Genomic DNA, 20,905 nt, shown 5'->3' with positions numbered 1-20,905 from the left:
TCTTAAAAGGGCGAGTTAGAGGGCGAGGTCTTGGAGCTCGAGTTGAAGCGGCGCAGGACCGGACAATTTTACCCGCTCGTGGGCGGCCAGCGACAGGGTTGCACCCACCACATTCGGACGAATCGGCAGCTCGGCGGCGTTCAGGTCCAGTAGGCAGACCAGGGTCACGCTGGCCGGGCGGCCATAGTCGAACAGCTCGTTGAGGGCCGCGCGGATGGTCCGGCCGCTCATCAGCACGTCGTCGATCAGCACCAGATGCTGACCCTCGATCTCGAACGGCAGCTCCGAAGGGCGAACTTGCGGGTGCAGGCCGTTCTGGCTGAAGTCGTCACGGTAGAAGGACACATCCAGGGTGCCCAGGGGCGCGTCGCTGCCCAGGGCTTCCAACAGGGCCTGGGCCACCCAGACGCCACCGGTACGGATACCGATGAAGCGCGGCTCGCTGATGGCGCGCTGGGTCAGGTGGGCGTTGAGATCAGCGGCCATCTGGCTGATCAGGGCGGCGGGATTGGGCAGGCTCATGGTGGCTCCTTCGTGGGCTCGCGCCTGCTGCCGGGCAGCAGGGCACGGGAACTTACGGCTGGTGTTGGGCCAGGAGGCGCGCAGCTTGGGGCCGCGCATCTTCAGGATTCTGGGTCTCAGGTATTCAACAGCGTGGCGTTTTCGTCGAGCCAGCCCTGCAGTAGCAGGGCCGCGGCGATGGCGTCCACCGGGTTGTCGCGGTAGCTGCCTTTCTGCCCGCCCCGGGCCAGGCGTTCGCCCTTGGCCTCGAAGGTGGTCAGGCGTTCATCGTGGGTATAGAAGGGCACGTTGAAGCGGCCGTTCAGGCGCCGGGCGAACTTCTCGGCGCGCAGGCACATGTCGCTGGGGCTGCCGTCCATGTTCAGGGGCAGGCCCACCACCACGGCGTCGGGTTTCCATTCCTCGATCAGGGCTTGCACCTGATTCCAGTCGGGCACACCGTTCTGCGCCTTCAAGGTACACAGCTCCCGGGCCTGGCCAGTGATGGCCTGGCCCACGGCGACGCCGATCTGCTTGGTGCCGTAGTCGAAGCCGAGGATCAGTCGCAAGGCCATCAGGCGTGCCCCGCCTGGCTGGTGAGCAGGCTGAGGTTGACCCCCAGGTGCCGGGCGGCGGCTTCCAGGCGCAATTCGCTGCTGGTGTTGAACAGGATGTCGGCGTCGAAGGGGCAGGTCAGCCAGGCGTTGTCCGCCAGTTCGGCTTCCAGCTGCCCGGCTTCCCAGCCGGCATAGCCCAGGGCGATCAGGCTCTTGGCCGGGCCCACGCCGTCGGCGATGGCGAACAGCACATCCTGGGAGGTAGACAGGGACAGCCCTTCGAACTCCACCGTGGCCTGGTAGATCGGGCCGTTGGGGTGCAGGACAAAGCCGCGATCGGTCTGCACCGGGCCGCCGCTGAAGATCGGCACATGCTGGCACAGCAGCGACGGTTCTTCGTCGGGGCGCAATTGTTCAAGGATATCGGCCAGGCTCAGGTCCAGGGGCCGATTGATCACCAGGCCCATGGCGCCGCTGGCATTGTGCTCGACGATATAGGTCAACGTCTGGGCAAAATTCGGGTCGGCCATATGCGGCATGGCGATCAGGAAGTGATGCTTGAGATAGCTGGGGCTGACATTTTTCATGAGCGCTAGTGTGGCGGTGGCGGGCCCGGCTGACAAGCGCAACCCTGTGCAGGCGCTGGCTTGCCAGCAAAGGTGTCGTTGAGGTTTGCGTCGGGCTGGCGTGCCTCTTCGCCGGCAAGCCGGCTCCTACGGGGGACGTTGCTGTTTACGCCTGCCTGGCAGGGGCGGATCAGTTGCTGGACAGTTTGTCGCCCCGGGCGAAGCGCCAGGTGCGGATGATTTCCAGGCGGTCGATGTCCGACAGGTCGCCGGTAAAGGGCGCGAACGGCGCCGCCAGGCGCACGATGCGTTGGGCGGCCTGGTCCAGCAGCGGCTGGCCGGAGGACTCCAGCACCAGCACTTCGTACAGGGAACCGTCGCGGTTGATCGAGACCATCAGCCGCAAATTGCCGTAGATCTGCTTGCGCCGGGCTTCCTCGGGGTAGTTGAGGTTGCCGATGCGCTCGACCTTCTTGCGCCATTCGTCCTTATACCAGGCGCCCTTGTCGCGCATGGTGGAGGCGGCGCTCAGGCGGTGGATGCGCGGGCGTTTGGCATACAGCTGCTGTTCGTTGGCCAGTTCGGCTTCCAGGCTGGAAATCTCGCTGGACAGTTGAGAACTGTCGAAGCTCGGGGTGTCGGCCTTGGGCGTCGGGTCCTTCTTGACCTCTTCACGCTGGGTCACGGTCTTTTTCGGCTTGGGCGCCGTCGTGGCGACGGCGGCCTTGGGCGCGGCTTCCTTGACTTCAGGTTTGACCGACGGCGGCGGCACGACCTTTTTCACCGAGTTGTCCTGGAAGGGGGCGACTTCGGTGGTTTTCGGAATGGCCTTCTTGTCCAGGGTGCCGCTGCCTTCCTGGTTGTCCTGGGCGAGGAAATCGGCCTTCTTCGGCTTGGTCTCGCTCTTGAAGGTGGCCAGGGTGATTTCCAGGGTCTTGCTGATCGCTTTGGGTTCGGCGAAGGAAAAGCCCAGGCCGAGGATCAGTGCCAGGTGCAGGAGCGCCGCCAGGAACAGGGTAAATCCCAGGCGATCGGCCGCGCGCACGCCGCTATGGGCCAGCTCGGGGGGCAGATCGGACGGGAGGCTCATCGACGGTTCGACATCACAGGAGGCATTACACAACCAACATCACGGTTTCACAGGCGGCGCATGATAACGCAATGTTGGTTGGTGCTTGGTTGTTCTACATCACTTGGCTTTGAGCTTCTGATCGATGGCATCCATCAGCAGTGCGCCGATGTTGGTGCCGAAGGCATTGTCGATTTCACGGATGCAGGTGGGGCTGGTGACGTTGATTTCCGTCAGGTGCTCGCCGATCACGTCGAGGCCGACGAATAGCAGACCCTTGGCCCGCAGGGTCGGGCCGACCTGGGCGGCAATCCAGCGGTCCTTGTCGCTCAGTGGGCGGGCTTCGCCACGACCGCCAGCGGCCAGGTTGCCACGGGTTTCACCGGCCGCCGGGATGCGCGCCAGGCAGTAATCCACCGGTTCGCCGTCGATCATCAGGATGCGCTTGTCGCCGTCCTTGATGGCTGGCAGGTAGGCCTGGGCCATGATCTGCTGGCTGCCGAGCATGGTCAGGGTTTCCAGGATCACCGACAGGTTCGGGTCGCCGGCGCGGTGACGAAAGATCGAGGTGCCGCCCATGCCGTCCAGGGGCTTGAGAATCACATCGCCATGCTGGGCTGCGAACTCGCGCAATACATCGGCGCGACGGCTGACCACGGTGGGTGGGGTGCACTGGGGGAACAGCGTGGCAAACAGCTTTTCATTGCAGTCACGCAGGCTCTGGGGCTTGTTCACCACCAGCACGCCGGCGCTTTCGGCCTGTTCCAGCAGGTAGGTGGAGTAGACGAACTCCATGTCGAAGGGCGGGTCCTTGCGCATCAGGATCACGTCCAGATCGCTCAAGGGGCAGTCGATCTCGGCATCCAGCTCGAACCATTTCTGCGGGTTGGCGAAGACTTGCAGCGGACGCATGCGGGCCCGGGCCACGCCGGCGCCCTGGTACAGGTCGCGCTGCTCCATATAGAAGAGGGTCCAGCCGCGCTCCTGGGCGGCCAGCAGCATGGCCAGCGAGCTGTCCTTCTTGTAGGAGATGCTGGCGATAGGGTCCATGACAATCCCGACGCGAACGCTCATGGGTGGATTCCTTTAAGAAAATGAGTGGAAGCAAGGCAAAAAAAGTGGCGTCAGAGTGGCGCTGACAGGGGCCTGGGTCAAGGAAAAACCACTGCCTGGCGTGGTCCATAGATTGCAGGGGGGAGAGTGTGCTAAAAAGGCTCGCATGCCGGGCCGAAGCCTTGAAGTTCAAGGGTTTGGGGCGTTGGCCAGCGGTACCGGATCAAATCATTCGCTGGGGCGATGGCAGAGCAGATATGGAACAGCATTCCAATGCCTTGAAGGTGATGGTGATCGACGATTCGAAGACGATTCGCCGCACGGCCGAAATGCTGTTGAAGAACGTCGGCTGTGAAGTCATTACCGCAGTGGACGGCTTCGAAGCGCTGTCGAAGATCGTCGACCACCACCCCGGAATCATTTTCGTCGACATCATGATGCCGCGGCTCGACGGTTATCAGACCTGTGCGCTGGTGAAGAATCACAGCGCGTTCAAGTCCATTCCCGTGATCATGCTGTCCTCCAAGGACGGCCTGTTCGACAAGGCCAAGGGGCGCATCGTCGGCTCCGATCAGTTTTTGACCAAACCCTTCAGCAAGGAAGAACTGCTGAGCGCAATCAAGGCCCACGTTCCGGACTTTGTCGCGCTTGCGCCACAGTAGACACGCACAACGGCGTCCGGCCAGCAGGCTGCGCGCCTATACCGTATGGGGAAGACCATGGCTCGTATTCTGATCGTCGATGACTCGCCGACTGAAATGTACAAACTCACCGGCATGCTGGAAAAGCACGGCCATGAAGTGCTCAAGGCCGAGAACGGTGCCGACGGCGTGGCCCTGGCCCGGGAAGAAAAACCCGACGCCGTGCTGATGGACATCGTCATGCCCGGTCTCAATGGCTTCCAGGCCACCCGCCAGTTGACCAAGGATGCCGAGACCAGCCACATCCCGGTGATCATCATCACCACCAAGGATCAGGAAACCGACAAGGTCTGGGGCACCCGCCAGGGCGCCAAGGACTACCTGACCAAGCCGGTGGACGAAGAGACTCTGATCAAGACCCTGAACAACGTCCTGGCCGGCTGACCGCCCCGGCCATGAGCGAATCCCAGACCGCCTTCGAGCTGCTGCTGGAGATCGACCAGCGCTGTCGCCTGCTGGCCGCCGACCTGCCGTCCCAGGAAACCCGCCAGCACAGTTGGAGCGGTATCGGTTTTCGCCTGGGCGAGCACTGGTATGTCGCGGCCATGGGCGAGATCAGCGAAGTCCTGCACGAGCCGCGTTACACCCTGCTGCCCGGGGTCAAGCCCTGGGTCAAGGGCGTGGCCAACCTGCGCGGACGCCTGCTGCCGATCATGGACCTGTGCGGTTTTTTCGGTCATGAACTGTCGCCCCTGCGCAAGCAGCGGCGAGTGCTGGTGGTGGAGTACAAAGAACTGTTCGCCGGCCTGCTGGTGGATGAGGTAGCCGGCCTGCAGCACTTTGCCCAGGACAGCCTGGAGCCCGGCCTTGGCGGGTTCTGCGACGCAGCGATCAATCCCTACCTGCAAGGGCAGTTTCGTCGTGATCAGGTCTGGCAGGTGTTCAGCCCCTTTGCCCTGGCCCGTTCTCCCGAGTTCCTGGAGGTGGCGGCGTGAATGCTTGCCCGGTGCCTGTGCAGCCCTTTTGCAGTGCCATGGCAGGCTCGTGCCTTCCTGGATCAACCCATGCTGCCCTGGCGATGCGTGCGTCCCGGGGAGCCGAATGCGGGACCGCCCGCTCGCCACAGGCCTGATCGATGACCAAAGCCAAAACCGGAAAGCCCCTGGAAGGCTCCCGCAGTCGCTCGCAGATCATCGTGCTGTTCATCGCACTGATCGTGTTCATCATGCTGCTGTTCGCCAACTTCGCTTACCTCAATACCCAGGCCACCTACGACAAGCAGTACATCGGCCATGCCGGCGAGCTGCGGGTGCTGTCCCAGCGCATCGCCAAGAACGCCACCGAGGCGGCGGCGGGCAAGGCCGCGGCGTTCAAGCTGCTGGGAGATGCGCGCAACGACTTTGCCCAGCGCTGGGGCTATCTGAAGAAGGGCGACCCGGCCACTGGCCTGCCCGGCGCCCCGGTGGTCCTGCGTCAGGAAATGCGCGCCGTGCAGTTGGACTGGGAAAAACTGCTGAAGAACACCGACGCGATCCTGGCCAGCGAACAGACGGTGCTGTCCCTGCATCAGGTGGCCGCGACCCTGGCGGAAACCGTGCCGCAGTTGCAGGTGGAATACGAAAAGGTGGTGGAGATCCTGCTCCAGCGCGGCGCCCCGGCTGCCCAGGTGGCCATGGCCCAGCGCCAGTCGCTGTTGGCTGAACGGATTCTCGGTGCGGTGAATACGGTGCTGGCCGGCGACGAAAACGCCGTGCAGGCCGCCGATGCCTTTGGCCGTGATGCCGCGCGTTTCGGCCAGGTGCTCAACGGCATGCTGCAAGGCAACCCGGGATTGAAGATCAGCCAGGTCGAAGACCCCGACGCCCGGTCTCGTCTGGCGGAGATTTCCGAACTGTTCGAGTTCGTTTCCGGTTCCGTGGACGAGATTCTCGAAACCTCTCCCGAGCTGTTCCAGGTGCGCGAGTCGGCGAGCAACATCTTCAGCCTGTCCCAGACCCTGCTGGACGAAGCTTCGTTGCTGGCCACCGGCTTCGAGAACCTGGCCGGCAGCCGCAAGTTGGACACCATTGGTGGCTACGTCCTGGGCCTGCTGGCGCTGGCGTCGATCATTCTCATCGGCCTGGTGATGGTCCGTGAAACCAACCGCCAACTGCGGGAAACCGCCGAGAAGAACGAGCGCAACCAGAACGCGATCATGCGTCTGCTGGACGAGATCGAGGACCTGGCGGACGGCGACCTGACGGTGACCGCCTCGGTCACCGAGGACTTCACCGGCACCATTGCCGATTCCATCAACTATTCCGTCGACCAACTGCGGGACCTGGTGGCCACCATCAACCTCACTGCCGGTCAGGTGGCCGGTGCGGTGCAGGAAACCCAGGCCACCGCCATGCAACTGGCGGAAGCCTCGGAACACCAGGCGCAGCAGATTTCCGAAGCCTCCACGGCGATCAACGACATGGCGCAATCCATCGACCAGGTCTCGGCCAACGCCGCGGAATCCTCGGCGGTGGCCGAGCGCTCGGTGGAGATCGCCAACAAGGGCAACGAGGTGGTGCACAACACCATCCACGGCATGGACAACATTCGTGAACAGATCCAGGACACTGCCAAGCGCATCAAGCGCCTGGGTGAGTCCTCCCAGGAAATCGGCGATATCGTCAGCCTGATCGACGACATTGCCGACCAGACCAACATCCTGGCCCTCAACGCGGCGATCCAGGCCTCCATGGCCGGGGATGCCGGGCGCGGTTTTGCCGTGGTGGCCGATGAAGTGCAGCGGCTGGCGGAGCGTTCCTCGGCGGCCACCCGGCAGATCGAGACCCTGGTGCGGGCGATCCAGACCGACACCAACGAAGCGGTGATCTCCATGGAGCAGACCACCACCGAAGTGGTGCGCGGTGCGCGTCTGGCCCAGGACGCCGGTGTGGCCCTGGAAGAAATCGAGGGCGTATCCAAGACCCTGGCGGCGCTGATCCAGAGCATCTCCAATGCGGCCCAGCAACAGACCTCCTCGGCCGGACAGATTTCCCTGACCATGAACGTGATCCAGCAGATCACCTCGCAAACCTCGTCCGGCTCCACCGCGACCGCCGAGAGCATCGGCAACCTGGCGAAGATGGCCAGCCAACTGCGTCGCTCTGTGTCCGGCTTTACCCTGCCGGCGACCCGGGGACCGGCCCCGAATGACAACCGCTGACGCTGGGAACCCGTTTGCGATCTGGCGAGCACAGAAGGTTTTGACTGGAGTGGTTATGGTTGACCGGCATGACTATGTGGCCCTGGAATGGGTCAAGGGCGAAATTGCCGAGACCTTGAAACAGGCCTATCAGGCACTGGAGCACCTGGCGGACGAGCCCCAGGCCCTGGATGCCCTCGGCCAGTGCCTGGAGGGGATTCATCAGGTCCATGGCAGCCTGCAGATGGTGGAGTTCTACGGTGCCGCGCTGCTGGCCGAGGAAATGGAGAAACTCGCCCTGGCCCTGCAGCAACAGCGGGTAGCCCAGCGTGACGAAGCCCTGCGCCTGCTGCGCCAGGCCATCAGCCAGTTGCCCCAGTACCTGGACCGGGTGCAGAGCGCGCGGCGCGACCTGCCGTTGGTGGTGCTGCCGCTGCTCAACGACCTGCGCAGCGCCCGAGGTGAAAGCCTGCTTTCGGAAACCAGCCTGTTCAGCCCGCAATTGCCCAGCCTGCCGCCTCTTTCCGACAAGGTCCTGATGGCCCTGGAACCCCTGGAGTTCCCGACCCAGTTGCGCAAGCTGCGACACATGCTGCAGACCGCGCTGGTGGACCTGCTGCGTGAACAGGACGCCGAAAGTTGCCTGGGCCACATGGCCAAGGTCTTCGAGCGCCTGGAGGCCCTGTGCCAGGATGCGCCGCTGGCGCCTTTGTGGCATATCGCCTCGGCCCTGGTGGAAGGCATGCGCCAGAACGAGATCGCCAACAGCCCGGCGGTGCGCAGCCTGCTCAAGGACGCCGAAAAGGAGCTCAAGCGGCTCCTGGAGCAGGGCATGCCCGGCATCAACCAGGCGGCTCCCGCCGAGTTGCTCAAGAGCCTGTTGTTCTACATCGCCAAGGCGCGCCATCCCACCCCATTGATGCTGACCATGAAAGAACGTTACGGACTGGACGACGCCTTGCCCGACAGCGCGGTGGTCGACGAGGAGCGGGCCCGCATGGCCGGCCCCGATCGCGACGCCATGCGTTCGGTGCTGGCAGCGTTGTGCGACGGCCTGGTGCGGGTCAAGGAGCGCCTCGATCTGTTCGTGCGCAGCGATCGCCAGCACGCCGGCGACCTGGACAGCCTGCTGTCGCCGCTGCGGCAGATCGCCGACACCCTGGCGGTGCTGGGCTTCGGCCAGCCGCGCAAGGTGATCATCGACCAGTTGGCGGTGGTCCAGAGTCTGGCTCAGGGCCAGCGGGCGCCGGACGACGCGGTGTTGATGGACGTGGCCGGTGCCCTGTTGTATGTCGAGGCGACCCTGGCCGGGATGGTCGGCACTGTGGAGCCGGAGAGTCGTGAAGAAAGCCGTCTGCCCACCACCGACCTGACCCAGATCCACCAACTGGTGATCAGGGAGGCGCGGCTCTGCCTGCAGCAGGCCAAGGACCTGATCATCGAGTGCATCGAAGGTGACTGGGAGCGCGAGCCGCTGATTTCGGTACCGGAGCTGCTGACCCAGGTGCGCGGTGCCCTGGCGATGATTCCGCTGCCCCGTGCGGCCAGCCTGATGGAAGCCTGCAACCAGTTCATCATCGAGCATCTGCTGTTGGCGCAACCCCGCCCTGACTGGCAGCAACTGGACCATCTGGCTGACGTGATCACCAGCCTGGAGTACTACCTCGAGCGCTTGAGCGAGGACCATGAAGCCCCGGGGGAAAAGATCCTCGACGTTGCCGAGCAAGGTCTGGCCGCCCTCGGTTACGTACCGGTGGAACAGGTGCCGTTGCTGGATCAGCCCCTGAGTCCCAACGAGGCCCAGGTCATGCAGGACCTGGATGATCCCCAGATGGTGCAGTCCCTGGGGGATGTGCTGGCGGTGCCGGTATCGGCCCTCAACCCGCCGGCCCTGATCACCCCGGGCAGTCTGCTGCCGCCACCTCGGGACGAGGAGCCCGTGGACGACGAACTGCGGGAAGTGTTCCTCGAAGAAACCGAGGAAGTGCTGGAAATGCTCCGCGAGTACCTGCCGCGCTGGGCGGCCGATCCCCAGGGCAAGTCCGCCCTGAGTGAGTTGCGCCGGGCCTTTCATACCCTCAAGGGCAGCGGCCGCATGGTGCGAGCGCTGGTGCTGGGGGAGTTGGCCTGGGCGGTGGAGAACCTCCTCAATCGAGTACTGGAACATAGCGTGGCCCCCGGTACTGAGGTCCTGCAGCTGGTGGAGGACACGCTGCAGCTGTTGCCTGAGTTGATCGCCGAATTCGCCGTCCAGGCTCAGCGTCAGCGCGATGATGTCGATCGCCTGGCGGCGCGTGCCCATGCCCTGGCCAAGGGCGCCGAGGAGCCCGCCAGCGTGCCACCGGACGACGCCCTCGACCCGCAATTGCTGGAAATCTTCCGCACCGAGGCCCAGACCCATTTGGACAGCCTCAACCGTTTTCTCGATCAGGCCGCCGAGCACGTGCCGCTGCAGGCCAGCGACGAACTGCAGCGTGCCCTGCACACCCTCAAGGGCAGCGCCTCCATGGCCGGAGTGCTGCCCATCGCCGAACTGGCCGGGCCCTTCGATCAACTGGCCCGCGAGTACCGGGCGCACCTGATTCCCCTGGACCTGGACGAAGTGGAACTGTTGCTGGAGGCCGAAGGCCTGCTGCGCCGTGGCCTGCGGCAGCTGGACAGTGATCCGCTGGCGCCCATCGACGGTGCCCGTTCATTGGTCGGTCGCGCCCTGGCGCTGCTGGGGGAGCGTCTGGAGGCACTGCTCAACGCCCCGGACAGTGCCCCCCGGGCCAAGCGCGATCCGCAACTGATCAATAACTTTCTAGCCCAGGGCATGGACATCCTGCTGGATGCCGAAAGCCTGTTGCGGCGTTGGCAGCAGCATCCCGGCGAGCGCCAGGAGCTCAGCGCCTTGCTGGATGAACTGACCACCCTCGGCGAAGGCGCGCACCTGGCCGACCTGCATCCGGTGGATGAGCTGTGCGAGGCCCTGCTCGATCTCTATGGCGCCGTGGAGGAAAGCAGCCTGGCGGTCAGCGAGGGCTTCTTCCAGGAAGCCGAAAGCGCCCATGAAGCCTTGATCAACATGCTCGACGAACTGGCGGCGGGCCAGGAAGTCAGCCCGCGGCCGGAGCGGGTCGAGGCCCTGCGCGCACTGCTGCACCAGGGCCTCGATCCGTCCGCTACCGGTTTGATCAGGAGCGATGGCAGTCGCGTCTTGAGTATCAGCGAGCTGGGGGCGGCCACGGCTCGCCTGGAGCAGGTTTCAGCTCCTTCGCAAGCCGATGACGAGATCGTCGAAATCTTTCTCGAAGAAGCGGTGGATATCCTCGAAAGCGCCGATCAGGCCCTGCAGCGCTGGCTGGCCGATCCCGAAAATGCTGCACCGCTGTCGTCCCTGCAGCGGGACATGCATACCCTCAAGGGCGGTGCGCGCATGGCCGAAGTGGCCCCGGTGGCAGAGTTGGCCCATGAGCTGGAGTCGCTGTACGAGGGGCTGGTGGACCGACGCTACAGCCACAGTCAGCATCTGGGCCTGCTATTGCGCAGCAGCCATGAGCAATTGGCGCTGCTGCTGGAGCAATTGCAGGGGCAGCGGCCGCTGGACGATTCCCGGGCCCAGGTCGATGCCGTGCGGGCCTACCGGCAGCAGGCTGCGAGCCCTGCGGAGCCGGCGCCGAGCGCGGCGCAGGAAGACAGTGCCGGTCAGGACCCGGAGCTGCTGGAGATTTTCCTCGAAGAGGGCTTCGACATCATCGACAGCTCCGCCGCGGCCCTGGGTCGCTGGCAGGCCGACCCCCAGGCCCGCCAGGAAGTGGAAACCCTGCTGCGGGACCTGCACACCCTCAAGGGCGGTGCGCGGATGGTGGAAATTGCCCCCATCGGCGATCTGGCCCACGAGCTGGAATTTCTCTGCGAAGGCCTGTCCGCCGGCCTGCTGCAACCCAGCCCGGCGCTGTTCACCCTGTTGCAGAAAAGTCACGATCGCCTGGCGCAGATGCTCGACGCCGCCCGGGCCGGCCAGCCCATCGAGGCGGCGCAGAAGCTCATCGATGCCATCCACGACCTGAGCCATCCCCGTGTGCCGTCCACGCCTGGTGTGCCAAGCCCGTTGCCGGCGAGCAAGCCCGAGCCTGTTGCACCCGCTCCGGAAGCGGCGGCAGCCGGGGACATGGTCAAGGTATCGGCGGAGTTGCTGGACGATCTGGTGAACCTGGCCGGGGAGACGTCGATCTTCCGTGGCCGCATCGAACAACAGGTCAACGATGCCCGAGTGGCCCTCGGCGAGATGGAAACCACCATCGAACGGATGCGCGACCAACTGCGCCGCCTGGACACCGAGACCCAGGGACGGATTCTCAGCCGCCAGCAGGTGGAGGCCGAGCGCCTGGGCTACGAGGAGTTCGACCCCCTGGAAATGGATCGGCACTCGCAGTTGCAGCAGCTGTCTCGGGCCCTGTTCGAGTCGGCTTCGGACTTGCTGGACCTCAAGGAAACCCTCGACCGGCGCAACCATGACGCCGAGAACCTGTTGCAGCAGCAGGGGCGCATCAATACCGAATTGCAGGAAGGCCTGATGCGCACCCGCATGGTGCCTTTCGAACGCATGGTGCCAAGGCTCAAGCGCATCGTGCGCCAAGTGGCCGAAGAGTTGGGCAAGGACGTGGCATTCGTGGTGGGCAACGCCGAGGGGGAAATGGACCGCAATGTCCTCGAACGCATGGTCGCGCCCCTGGAGCACATGCTGCGCAACGCCGTGGACCACGGCCTGGAATCCGTCGAGGCGCGGCTTGCCGCCGGCAAGCCGCGACAGGGGCGGATCACCCTCGACCTGTCCCGGGAGGGCGGCGACATCATCTTCGACATGCGCGACGACGGTGCCGGGGTGCCCCTGGAGGCGGTGCGCAACAAGGCCATCAAGCGCGGCCTGCTGGACCCGCAGGCGCCCATCAGCGACCGCGAGGTGCTGCAGTTCATCATGCAACCGGGCTTCTCCACCGCCGAGAAGATCACCCAGATCTCCGGGCGCGGCGTGGGCATGGACGTGGTCCATGAAGAAGTGCGCCAACTGGGCGGCAGCATGAGCATCGATTCGGTTGCCGGCCAGGGGGTGCATTTCCGTATTCGTTTGCCATTCACCGTTTCGGTCAACCGGGCATTGATGGTGCAGTGCGCCGACGAGCAGTACGCCATCCCGCTGAACACCGTGGAAGGCATAGTCCGGGTCCTGCCGGGTGAGTTGGACGCCTATTACCAACTCGACCCGCCGCGCTATGAATACGCCGGCCAGCGTTATGACCTGTGCTACCTGGGGGAGCTGCTGCACACCGTGCCGCGACCCAAGCTCCTGGGCCAGGTACTGCCGTTGCCGGTGCTGCTGGTGCATTGCAACGAGCAGCGCATCGCGGTGCAGGTGGACACCACGGCCGGCACCCGGGAGATCGTGGTCAAGAGCCTGGGGCCACAGTTCGCGGCGGTGCAGGGCCTGTCCGGCGCGACCATTCTTGGCGATGGCCGGGTGGTGCTGATTCTCGACCTGCTGGCGCATATCCGCGCACAGCAGTTGCAGGCGCCCGTGCCGCGTCCGGCCGGGGAGGAGGCGGTCAGCGAGGTGGAGCCGCCACGGCCGATGCTGGTGCTGGTGGTGGACGACTCGGTGACCGTGCGCAAGGTCACCAGCCGCTTGCTGGAGCGCCACGGCATGAACGTGCTCACCGCCAAGGATGGAGTCGATGCCATGGCGGTGCTGGCCGAGCACACCCCGGACCTGATGCTGCTGGATATCGAGATGCCGCGCATGGACGGTTTTGAAGTGGCGATCCAGGTGCGCAACGACCCCCGTCTGCAGCGCTTGCCGATCATCATGATCACCTCCCGGACCGGTCAGAAACACCGCGACCGGGCCATGGCCATTGGCGTCAACGACTACCTCGGCAAGCCTTATCAAGAGTCGGTGTTGCTGGAAAGCATCGCCCTGTGGAGCAAGAACCATGCTTGATCACCGCTCCAGCACCCTCACCGGGCTGCTGCTGCCCCTGGCCGACCGCACCCTGATCCTGCCCAACGTGGCCGTGGCCGAGTTGATCGACTATCAGCAGGGCACCTTCGACCTGGATTCACCGCCCTGGTACCTGGGCCGGGTGCTGTGGCGCGAGCGGCGGATTCCGCTGATCAGCTTCGAGTCGGCCTGCGGCGGCAGGACCGTGATTGGCGAGCGGGCTCGCATCGTTGTGCTCAATGCCCTGGGTGGGCGCCCGGAACTGAAGTTCATCGCCTTGCTGGTGCAGGGCATTCCCCGCTCCTGCAAGCTCGACAGCCAACTGAGCTATGTCGACGTGCCCCTGGCGCCCCTGGAGAAAGCGGCAGTACAGGTGGCCGAGCTGGTGGCCAAGGTGCCGGACCTGCAGGCGCTGGAAGAGTTGCTGGTGGAGGCCCTTTAGGGGCTGTTCGCCGGCAAGCCGGCTCCTACCCAACACCGCCTGTAGGCGCTGGCTTGCCAGCGAACGCAGCGCCTCAGGCCGTACGCAACCTGTCCCGCACTTCCATCAGCGCATAGCCCAGCAGGTTCAGGCCGCGCCATTGTTCCGGCCGGCTGGCCTTGGCGTCGTCGGCGGCCAGGCCGATGCCCCAGATCCGGTCCACCGGGCTGGCTTCCACCAGCACCTGATCCCGGGTGGACCGCAAGTACTCACCCAGGGCCGAGTGCTGGCTGAACTTGGCCAGGTTGCCGCGCACCACGATGTCGAAGCGCGCCTCAGTCCAGCGGGCGTCGTCGAAGCCGCGCACCTCACGCCCCAGCTGCTTGACGTCAGCGGGTGTCACCGCCTTGAGAATTCGCCCGTGGGTTTCCCGGTCGTCGAACAGCAAGGCCTTGCCGGCCATCATGAAGTGCTCGGCGCTGGGATAGTGGATGCCCTCGATCTCGAAACCAGCGTCAAACCACTGGCTGAAGCAACTCGGGGAAATGCGCCCGTCCCGGGTCGGCTGGTGCCCCCAGAACATCAGGTAGTCGGGCTTCAGGCCGTGCGTGATCTGTTCCAGCAACGCCTGGTTCGAGCGAATCGGTGTGTCCATGCTGACTCTCATCATTGTCTGCTCAGGCCATGGGTTGGCCGGTCCGGTGGGCATTGTGTACCGAGAGCGAGAAACGGCGCCATTGGCGTGGCAATCGTTACGCTCAGCGTAACTATCCAGCGCCGGGCTTGATTGATGCCCCAGGGTTTCACTCCTATGGTGACTGCCACGACAGCGAACCCGTGGAGTGAGCATGACAACAACAATATCCCCCGACGCGCGCTGGTCGCGGCGGCGCAGCGAAAAGCAGCGGCGCCTCGAACAGGTGCGGGCCATCGCCGATGGCGTGGTGTTGCCGAGCGACAAGATTGTCGCTGCCCTGGAAGCCCTGATCCTGCCCGGCGACCGGGTGGTGCTGGAGGGCAATAACCAGAAGCAGGCGGACTTTCTGTCTCGGTCCCTGGCCAAGGCCGACCCGGCCAAGCTGCATGACCTGCACATGATCATGCCCAGCGTCGGTCGTGCCGAGCACCTGGACCTCTTTGAGCGCGGCATCGCCCGCAAGCTGGACTTCTCCTTCGCCGGCACCCAGAGCCTGCGCATCAGCCAGTTGCTGGAGGACGGGCTGCTGGAAGTCGGCGCCATTCATACCTACATCGAACTCTATGCGCGGCTGGTGGTGGATCTGATCCCCAATGTGGTGCTTTCCGCCGGGTTCATGGCCGACCGCGCCGGCAACATCTACACCGGCCCCAGTACCGAGGACACGCCCGCGCTGATCGAGCCGGCGGCCTTCAGCGACGGCATTGTCATCGTCCAGGTCAACCAGTTGGTGGATGACGTCAGCGAACTGCCCCGGGTGGATATTCCCGCGTCCTGGGTGGATTTCGTGGTGGTGGCCGACAAACCGTTCTACATCGAACCGCTGTTCACCCGCGATCCGCGGCATATCAAGCCGGTGCACGTGCTGATGGCGATGATGGCGATCCGCGGCATCTACGAAAAACACAATGTGCAGTCGCTGAACCACGGCATCGGTTTCAACACCGCGGCCATCGAGCTGATCCTGCCGACCTACGGCGAATCCCTGGGGCTCAAGGGCAAGATCTGCCGCAACTGGACCCTCAATCCCCATCCGACCCTGATCCCGGCCATCGAAAGCGGCTGGGTGCAAAGCGTGCATTGCTTCGGCACCGAACTGGGCATGGAGAACTACATCGCTGCGCGCCCGGACGTGTTCTTTACCGGCCGCGACGGTTCCCTGCGTTCCAACCGGATGTTCTGCCAACTGGCCGGGCAATACGCGGTGGACCTGTTTATCGGCGCCACCTTGCAGGTCGATGGCGATGGCCATTCCTCCACCGTGACCCGTGGCCGTCTGGCCGGTTTCGGCGGGGCACCGAACATGGGCCACGACCCGCGCGGGCGGCGTCACGGTACTCCGGCCTGGCTGGACATGCGCGTCGACCAGAGCGATGCGCCCCAGGCCATGCTGGAACGGGGCAAAAAGCTGGTGGTGCAGATGGTGGAAACCTTCCAGGAAGGCGGCAAGCCGACCTTTGTCGAAACCCTCGACGCAGTGGAAGTCGCGCGCAAGAGCGGCATGCCCCTGGCGCCGATCATGATCTACGGCGACGACGTCACCCACCTGCTGACCGAGGAAGGCATCGCCTACCTGTACAAGGCCCGCTCCCTGGAAGAACGCCAAGCGATGATCGCCGCCGTGGCCGGGGTGACCGCCATCGGCTTGCGCCACAACCCCAAAGACACCGCCCGCATGCGCCGTGAAGGGCTGATCGCCTTGCCAGAAGACCTCGGCATCCGGCGCACCGATGCCAGCCGCGAGCTTCTGGCAGCGAAAAGCGTCGCCGATCTGGTGGAGTGGTCGGGTGGCCTGTACAACCCGCCGGCCAAGTTCAGGAGCTGGTAATGCGCGCATTCAACCTGCAATCACACACCCTGAGTCTGGCCGAACGCCTGGCGGACCTGGCGGTGGACGCGCTGATCGATGAGGCGGACCTGTCGCCCAAGCCGGCCCTGGTGGACCGTCGCGGCAATGGCGCCCATAGCGACCTGCACCTGGGCTTGATGCACGCTTCGGCCTTGTCACTGTGGCCGGCCTTCAAGGAAATGGCCGAAGCGGCGCTGGAGTTCGGCGAAGTCGGCCTGCCCTTGCGCGAAGCCTTGGGCCGTATTGGCCGCGAAGGCGAGCAGGCCATGCTCGCCACCACGGCGGGGGTGAACACCCATCGCGGAGCGATCTGGGCCCTGGGCCTGCTGGTGGCTGCGGCCGCGCTGGAACCCCGATCCACAGGGGCCGGCAGCGTTGCGCTGCGGGCCGCGCGTCTGGCTCTGCTGGAGGATCGTTATGCACCACGGCCCTTGAGTCATGGCGCCCAGGTGGCGCTGCGCTACGGCGTGCGCGGCGCTCGGGAAGAAGCCCAGCAAGGCTTCCCCGCGGTGCTGCAACGGGGGCTGCCCCAGCTCAAGCACAGTCGTGCCCAGGGCCACGGCGAACAGAACGCCCGGCTCGATGCCTTGCTGGCGATCATGAGCCGGCTGGCGGACACCTGCGTGCTGTATCGCGCCGGTGAACAGGGCTTGCAGGCCATGCAACAGGGCGCCCAGGCGGTGCTCGATGCGGGCGGCAGCGCCAGCCTCGCCGGTCGTCGGCGTTTGCATGAGCTGGACCTGCAACTGCTGACCTTGAATGCCTCGCCCGGCGGTGCCGCTGATTTGCTGGCGGCCAGCCTGCTGTTGGACCGGATCGAATCCGCCGACGCCTTTATCCAGGGAGCGCTGTAATGGAAACCTTGTCTTTTGAATTCCCCGCCGGCCAGCCCGGCCGTGGCCGCGCCCTGGTGGGCTGTGTCGGCTCCGGTGACCTGGAAGTGCTGCTGGAGCCGGGCCAGCCCGGCAAGCTGACGATCCAGGTGCAAACCTCGGTCAACGGCAGTGCTTCGCGCTGGCAGCACCTGTTCGAACGCATGTTCGACGGCCAGACGCCACCTGCGCTGCTGATCGACATCCATGATTTCGGCGCCACTCCCGGGGTGGTGCGCCTGCGCCTGGAACAGGGCTTCGAGGAGATCGGCCATGACTGACAGCGCAGGTTTGTTGAGCAAGCACAGCTTCGTCGAACTGGGCGCCCGGCAGCGGGCCCGGGCCTTGCTGGATGCCGGCAGTTTTCGCGAGCTGCTGGACCCGTTCCAGCGGGTCATGTCGCCCTGGCTGGCGCGTCAGGGCGTGGTGCCCCAGGCCGACGACGGCGTGGTAATCGCCAAGGGCAGCATCGCCGGTTTGCCGGTGGTGATAGCCGCCATCGAAGGCGCGTTCCAGGGCGGCAGCCTGGGTGAAGTGGGCGGGGCGAAGATCGCCGGGGCCCTGGAACTGGCCGCCGAGGACAACCGCAACGGCATCCCGACCCGCGCCGTGCTGCTGCTGGAAACCGGTGGCGTGCGCTTGCAGGAAGCCAACCTGGGGCTGGCGGCGATTGCCGATATCCATGCGGCGATCGTCGATTTGCGTCAGTACCAGCCAGTGATCGGTCTGGTGGCCGGCAGCGTCGGCTGTTTTGGCGGCATGTCGATTGCCGCCGGGCTGTGCAGTTATCTCGTGGTCACCCAGGAAGCGCGCCTGGGGCTCAACGGCCCGCAAGTGATCGAACAGGAAGCCGGGCTTGAGGAATACGACTCCCGGGACCGGCCGTTCATCTGGAGCCTGACCGGCGGCGAGCAGCGTTTCGCCAGTGGCCTGGTGGACCGTTACGTGGCCGACGATGTGGCACAGATCCAGGCTCAGGTCCGCGAGTTGCTGGCCCTTGGCTTGCCCGAGCGGCAACGCAGCCGCGAGGCCGATCTCTACCTGCAACGTCTGGCCCGCCTGGACACGGCACCGCAGATCGATGCGGCGACGGTTCGCGATCTGTATCAAGGAGACCGCTCATGAGTGCTTGTTCCCTGAGGGGCCTGAACTGGCTCCAGGCCTTGAGTGGCAGCGCCGCTCCGGTTGCCGGCCTGCCGCCATCGTTGCGGGTGGCCGACGCCGAACTGGGTGGCCAGCCGGCCCGCTTTATCGCCGTGGTGGCCGACCCGGACAATCGTTTTCCCCGCGCCCGCCAGGGTGAAGTCGGACTGCTGGAAGGCTGGGGCCTGGCCAAGGCCGTGGAGGAGCTGATCAGCACTGACCGCGATCAGCCGCACAAGCGAGCGCTGATCGCCATTGTCGATGTGCCGAGCCAGGCCTATGGCCGTCGTGAAGAGGCCCTGGGCATCCATCAGGCCCTGGCCGCCGCTGCCGACAGCTACGCCCGGGCGCGGCTGGCCGGGCACCCGGTGATTGCCCTACTGGTGGGCAAGGCCATGTCCGGGGCCTTTCTGGCCCACGGTTATCAGGCCAACCGTTTGATCGCCCTGCGCGATCCCGGGGTGATGGTGCATGCCATGGGCAAGGCGTCGGCGGCGCGGGTCACCCTGCGCAGTGTCGAGGAGCTGGAAGCCCTGGCCGCCAGCGTGCCGCCCATGGCCTATGACATCGACAGCTACGCCAGCCTCGGGCTGCTCTGGGAAACCCTCTCGGTCAGGCAGATCGAACAGCCGACGGTGGAGGATCTGACGGTCGTCCAGGAATGCCTGCTGGCGGCGATTGCCGATGTGCGGGCCAAGGGGGCCCACCTCGGCAGTCGCCTGGGTGCGGTGAACCGGGCGGCGTCGAGCCGGGTCCGCCAATTGCTGCGGGAACAGTGGTGAACGGGCTCGGTCCTTGGCTGCCCCACGATCTGCTCTGGGGCATGACCCCCGGGCAGCTGGCGGCCGATGCTCCGGACTGGGCCTTTGCGGTATTGGAGGCAGGGCAGCCGGTGGTGGTGCGGCGGGCCCTGGCCGCCCCCGGGCTGATCGCCGTGGGGCTGCGGGGCACGTCTCGGGAGCAGCGCTATCCGGCGCTGCTGGCGCTGGAGTCGGTGCAGCGGGGCGTGCGTCCTGAGGATCTGTGCCATGTGCCTTTTTCACAGCCCTGGCCGGCGCTCCGGGCGCTGCAGCAACTGCGCAGCGCACTGGACGCTCTGGGCCTGGCTTGGGGCGTCAGTGGCAGTGCCGGTTTCGAGCTGGCCTCTGGAGTCCAGGCGTTGCATCAACTGAGTGATCTGGATCTGATCCTGCGCACCGACGAGCCTTTTACCCGGCTCCGGGCCCGTGAGTTGCTGGGGCTGCTGGACAGCGTCGGTTGCCCGGTGGACCTGCAATTGCAGGTGCCGGCCGGGGCCCTGGCTTTGCGCGAGTGGGCGGGATCGGCGCAACGCGTGCTGCTCAAGAGTGCCCGGGGCGCCAGGCTGGTGAGCGATCCCTGGTGCGCCGTGGAGTGTGCCGCATGAGTAGCTTGTTGGTGTTTCCCGGCCAGGGCGCGCAGCAGCCGGGGATGCTCCGGCGCTTGCCGCAGACTCCTGAGGTGCTGGCTTGCCTGCAAGAAGCCAGCGAGGTGCTGGGCGAGGATGCTCTGACTCTGGATTGCGCAGAGGCCCTGGCCACTACCCGCGCAGTGCAGTTGTGCCTGCTGATCGCCGGGGTGGCCAGCGCCCGGACCCTGCTGCGCTCGGAAGCCACGGTGAACTATGTAGCGGGCCTGTCCATTGGCGCCTATCCGGCGGCGGTGGTGGCTGGGGCCCTGGAGTTCGCCGACGCCTTGCGTCTGGTGAGCCTGCGGGGCGAACTGATGCAACAGGCTTATCCACAGGGTTATGGCATGACCGCGTTGATCGGCCTCGATCTGGGCGCGGTGGAAGGGCTGCTGGCCCAGGTTCACAGCCGGCAGAGGCCGGTGTACCTGGCCAATATCAATGCCGACAACCAGGTGGTGATCGCCGGCAGCGATGCGGCGATGCACGCCGTGGCCGAATTGGCCCGGGGTTGCGGGGTCGGTGTGGCCAGGCGCCTGGCCGTCAGCGTGCCGTCCCATTGCCCGTTGCTGGAACACCCGGCCCGGACCCTGGCCGCCGCTTTTGCCGCGGTGTCTTTGCAGGTGCCCAGGCTGGGCTACCTGAGTGGCAGTCGGGCGCGGCCGATGCGCTCGGTGGAGCAGCTGCGTGACGACCTGGCCTTCAACATGTGCCGGGTCGTGGATTGGCGCGGCACCGTACAAAGCGCCTACGAGCGCGGGGTGCGCCTGCAGATCGAGCTGCCGCCTGGTGCGGTGCTCACCGGACTGGCACGCCGGGTGTTTGAACAAGGTTCGGTGATCGCCTTCGACGGCGCGCGCCTGGACACCTTGCAGGCGCTGTTGCGTGAGGAGGGAAGCCGCGACCGATAGAGCACCGACTCAGGCTGACGAAGCACAAAAACAACAACTTC

At 65.4% G+C, this 20,905-nt stretch carries 19 protein-coding genes; 13 read left to right on the top strand and 6 right to left on the bottom strand.

Annotated features, from left to right (window positions below):
• Positions 1 to 15: 15 nt before the first annotated feature.
• From pyrR to gshB, 5 genes are all read right to left on the bottom strand, one after another.
• Positions 16 to 522: a bifunctional pyr operon transcriptional regulator/uracil phosphoribosyltransferase PyrR gene (gene pyrR, locus P7C00_RS30295; protein WP_346633233.1), complete on the bottom strand. Its 507-nt coding sequence runs from the start codon at positions 520 to 522 to the stop codon at positions 16 to 18.
• A 116-nt stretch (positions 523 to 638) separates the two neighbouring features.
• Positions 639 to 1,076: a Holliday junction resolvase RuvX gene (ruvX, locus tag P7C00_RS30290; protein ID WP_346633232.1), complete on the bottom strand. Its 438-nt coding sequence runs from the start codon at positions 1,074 to 1,076 to the stop codon at positions 639 to 641.
• Entirely contained in the window at positions 1,076 to 1,645 is a 570-nt protein-coding gene (locus P7C00_RS30285) for a YqgE/AlgH family protein (RefSeq protein WP_102862072.1), read from the bottom strand. The genes ruvX and P7C00_RS30285 overlap by 1 nt, the downstream gene beginning before the upstream one ends.
• 169 nt (positions 1,646 to 1,814) lie before the next feature.
• Positions 1,815 to 2,714 carry an energy transducer TonB gene (locus P7C00_RS30280; RefSeq protein ID WP_346633231.1) on the bottom strand — a complete coding sequence of 300 codons (900 nt, stop codon included), beginning with the start codon at positions 2,712 to 2,714 and terminating at the stop codon, positions 1,815 to 1,817.
• Positions 2,715 to 2,813: 99 nt separating this feature from the next.
• A complete protein-coding gene (gshB, locus tag P7C00_RS30275; RefSeq protein WP_346633230.1) occupies positions 2,814 to 3,767 on the bottom strand; it encodes a glutathione synthase in 954 nt (317 codons plus the stop codon).
• Between the two features lie 236 nt (positions 3,768 to 4,003).
• Here gshB and pilG point away from each other — a divergent pair, with 236 nt between their 5' ends.
• From pilG to P7C00_RS30245, 6 genes are all read left to right on the top strand, one after another.
• The gene (gene pilG, locus P7C00_RS30270; protein ID WP_025131048.1) at positions 4,004 to 4,408 is read left to right on the top strand and encodes a twitching motility response regulator PilG; all 405 of its coding nucleotides are present in this window, start codon (positions 4,004 to 4,006) and stop codon (positions 4,406 to 4,408) included.
• 57 nt (positions 4,409 to 4,465) lie between these two features.
• Positions 4,466 to 4,831, top strand: a complete 366-nt coding sequence (gene pilH / locus P7C00_RS30265) for a twitching motility response regulator PilH (protein WP_011064000.1) — start codon at positions 4,466 to 4,468, stop codon at positions 4,829 to 4,831.
• A gap of 11 nt (positions 4,832 to 4,842) precedes the next feature.
• Positions 4,843 to 5,382, top strand: a complete 540-nt coding sequence (locus P7C00_RS30260; RefSeq protein ID WP_253128481.1) for a chemotaxis protein CheW — start codon at positions 4,843 to 4,845, stop codon at positions 5,380 to 5,382.
• Positions 5,383 to 5,522: 140 nt separating this feature from the next.
• Entirely contained in the window at positions 5,523 to 7,586 is a 2,064-nt protein-coding gene (locus P7C00_RS30255; RefSeq protein ID WP_346633229.1) for a methyl-accepting chemotaxis protein, read from the top strand.
• A 55-nt stretch (positions 7,587 to 7,641) separates the two neighbouring features.
• Positions 7,642 to 13,545, top strand: coding sequence for an Hpt domain-containing protein (locus P7C00_RS30250; RefSeq protein WP_404937843.1), 5,904 nt, complete (start codon positions 7,642 to 7,644; stop codon positions 13,543 to 13,545).
• Positions 13,538 to 13,987 carry a chemotaxis protein CheW gene (locus P7C00_RS30245; RefSeq protein ID WP_346633227.1) on the top strand — a complete coding sequence of 150 codons (450 nt, stop codon included), beginning with the start codon at positions 13,538 to 13,540 and terminating at the stop codon, positions 13,985 to 13,987. Before P7C00_RS30250 ends, P7C00_RS30245 begins: the two co-directional genes overlap by 8 nt.
• Positions 13,988 to 14,060: 73 nt before the next feature.
• Here the strand turns inward: P7C00_RS30245 and P7C00_RS30240 are convergent, their stop codons facing one another.
• Positions 14,061 to 14,621 carry an NADAR family protein gene (locus P7C00_RS30240; protein WP_346633226.1) on the bottom strand — a complete coding sequence of 187 codons (561 nt, stop codon included), beginning with the start codon at positions 14,619 to 14,621 and terminating at the stop codon, positions 14,061 to 14,063.
• 193 nt (positions 14,622 to 14,814) lie between these two features.
• On the opposite strand from P7C00_RS30240, the gene mdcA reads away from it, so the two are divergent.
• From mdcA to mdcH, 7 genes are read left to right on the top strand one after another with little or no spacing between them, the layout of a single operon-like run.
• On the top strand, positions 14,815 to 16,491 hold the full coding sequence (mdcA, locus tag P7C00_RS30235) for a malonate decarboxylase subunit alpha (RefSeq protein ID WP_346633225.1): 1,677 nt from the start codon (positions 14,815 to 14,817) through the stop codon (positions 16,489 to 16,491).
• Positions 16,491 to 17,366 carry a triphosphoribosyl-dephospho-CoA synthase gene (locus tag P7C00_RS30230; RefSeq protein ID WP_404937842.1) on the top strand — a complete coding sequence of 292 codons (876 nt, stop codon included), beginning with the start codon at positions 16,491 to 16,493 and terminating at the stop codon, positions 17,364 to 17,366. Before mdcA ends, P7C00_RS30230 begins: the two co-directional genes overlap by 1 nt.
• Positions 17,366 to 17,665 (top strand): malonate decarboxylase subunit delta, encoded by a 300-nt coding sequence (locus P7C00_RS30225; RefSeq protein ID WP_047289704.1) that lies wholly within the window; start codon positions 17,366 to 17,368, stop codon positions 17,663 to 17,665. The genes P7C00_RS30230 and P7C00_RS30225 overlap by 1 nt, the downstream gene beginning before the upstream one ends.
• Positions 17,658 to 18,509 carry a biotin-independent malonate decarboxylase subunit beta gene (locus tag P7C00_RS30220; protein WP_346633223.1) on the top strand — a complete coding sequence of 284 codons (852 nt, stop codon included), beginning with the start codon at positions 17,658 to 17,660 and terminating at the stop codon, positions 18,507 to 18,509. Before P7C00_RS30225 ends, P7C00_RS30220 begins: the two co-directional genes overlap by 8 nt.
• Entirely contained in the window at positions 18,506 to 19,309 is an 804-nt protein-coding gene (gene mdcE, locus P7C00_RS30215; RefSeq protein ID WP_404937841.1) for a biotin-independent malonate decarboxylase subunit gamma, read from the top strand. Before P7C00_RS30220 ends, mdcE begins: the two co-directional genes overlap by 4 nt.
• Positions 19,306 to 19,932, top strand: a complete 627-nt coding sequence (locus P7C00_RS30210; protein ID WP_404937840.1) for a malonate decarboxylase holo-ACP synthase — start codon at positions 19,306 to 19,308, stop codon at positions 19,930 to 19,932. The genes mdcE and P7C00_RS30210 overlap by 4 nt, the downstream gene beginning before the upstream one ends.
• A complete protein-coding gene (gene mdcH / locus P7C00_RS30205; protein WP_404937839.1) occupies positions 19,929 to 20,864 on the top strand; it encodes a malonate decarboxylase subunit epsilon in 936 nt (311 codons plus the stop codon). The genes P7C00_RS30210 and mdcH overlap by 4 nt, the downstream gene beginning before the upstream one ends.
• The last annotated feature ends 41 nt before the right edge of the window (positions 20,865 to 20,905 follow it).

The organism is Pseudomonas sp. JDS08PS003, assembly GCF_045013505.1.
Taxonomy (GTDB): Bacteria; Pseudomonadota; Gammaproteobacteria; order Pseudomonadales; family Pseudomonadaceae; genus Aquipseudomonas; species Aquipseudomonas protegens_B.
The sequence above is the reverse complement of the archived record's forward strand: the minus strand, read 5'-3'. Positions and strand labels throughout refer to the sequence as shown.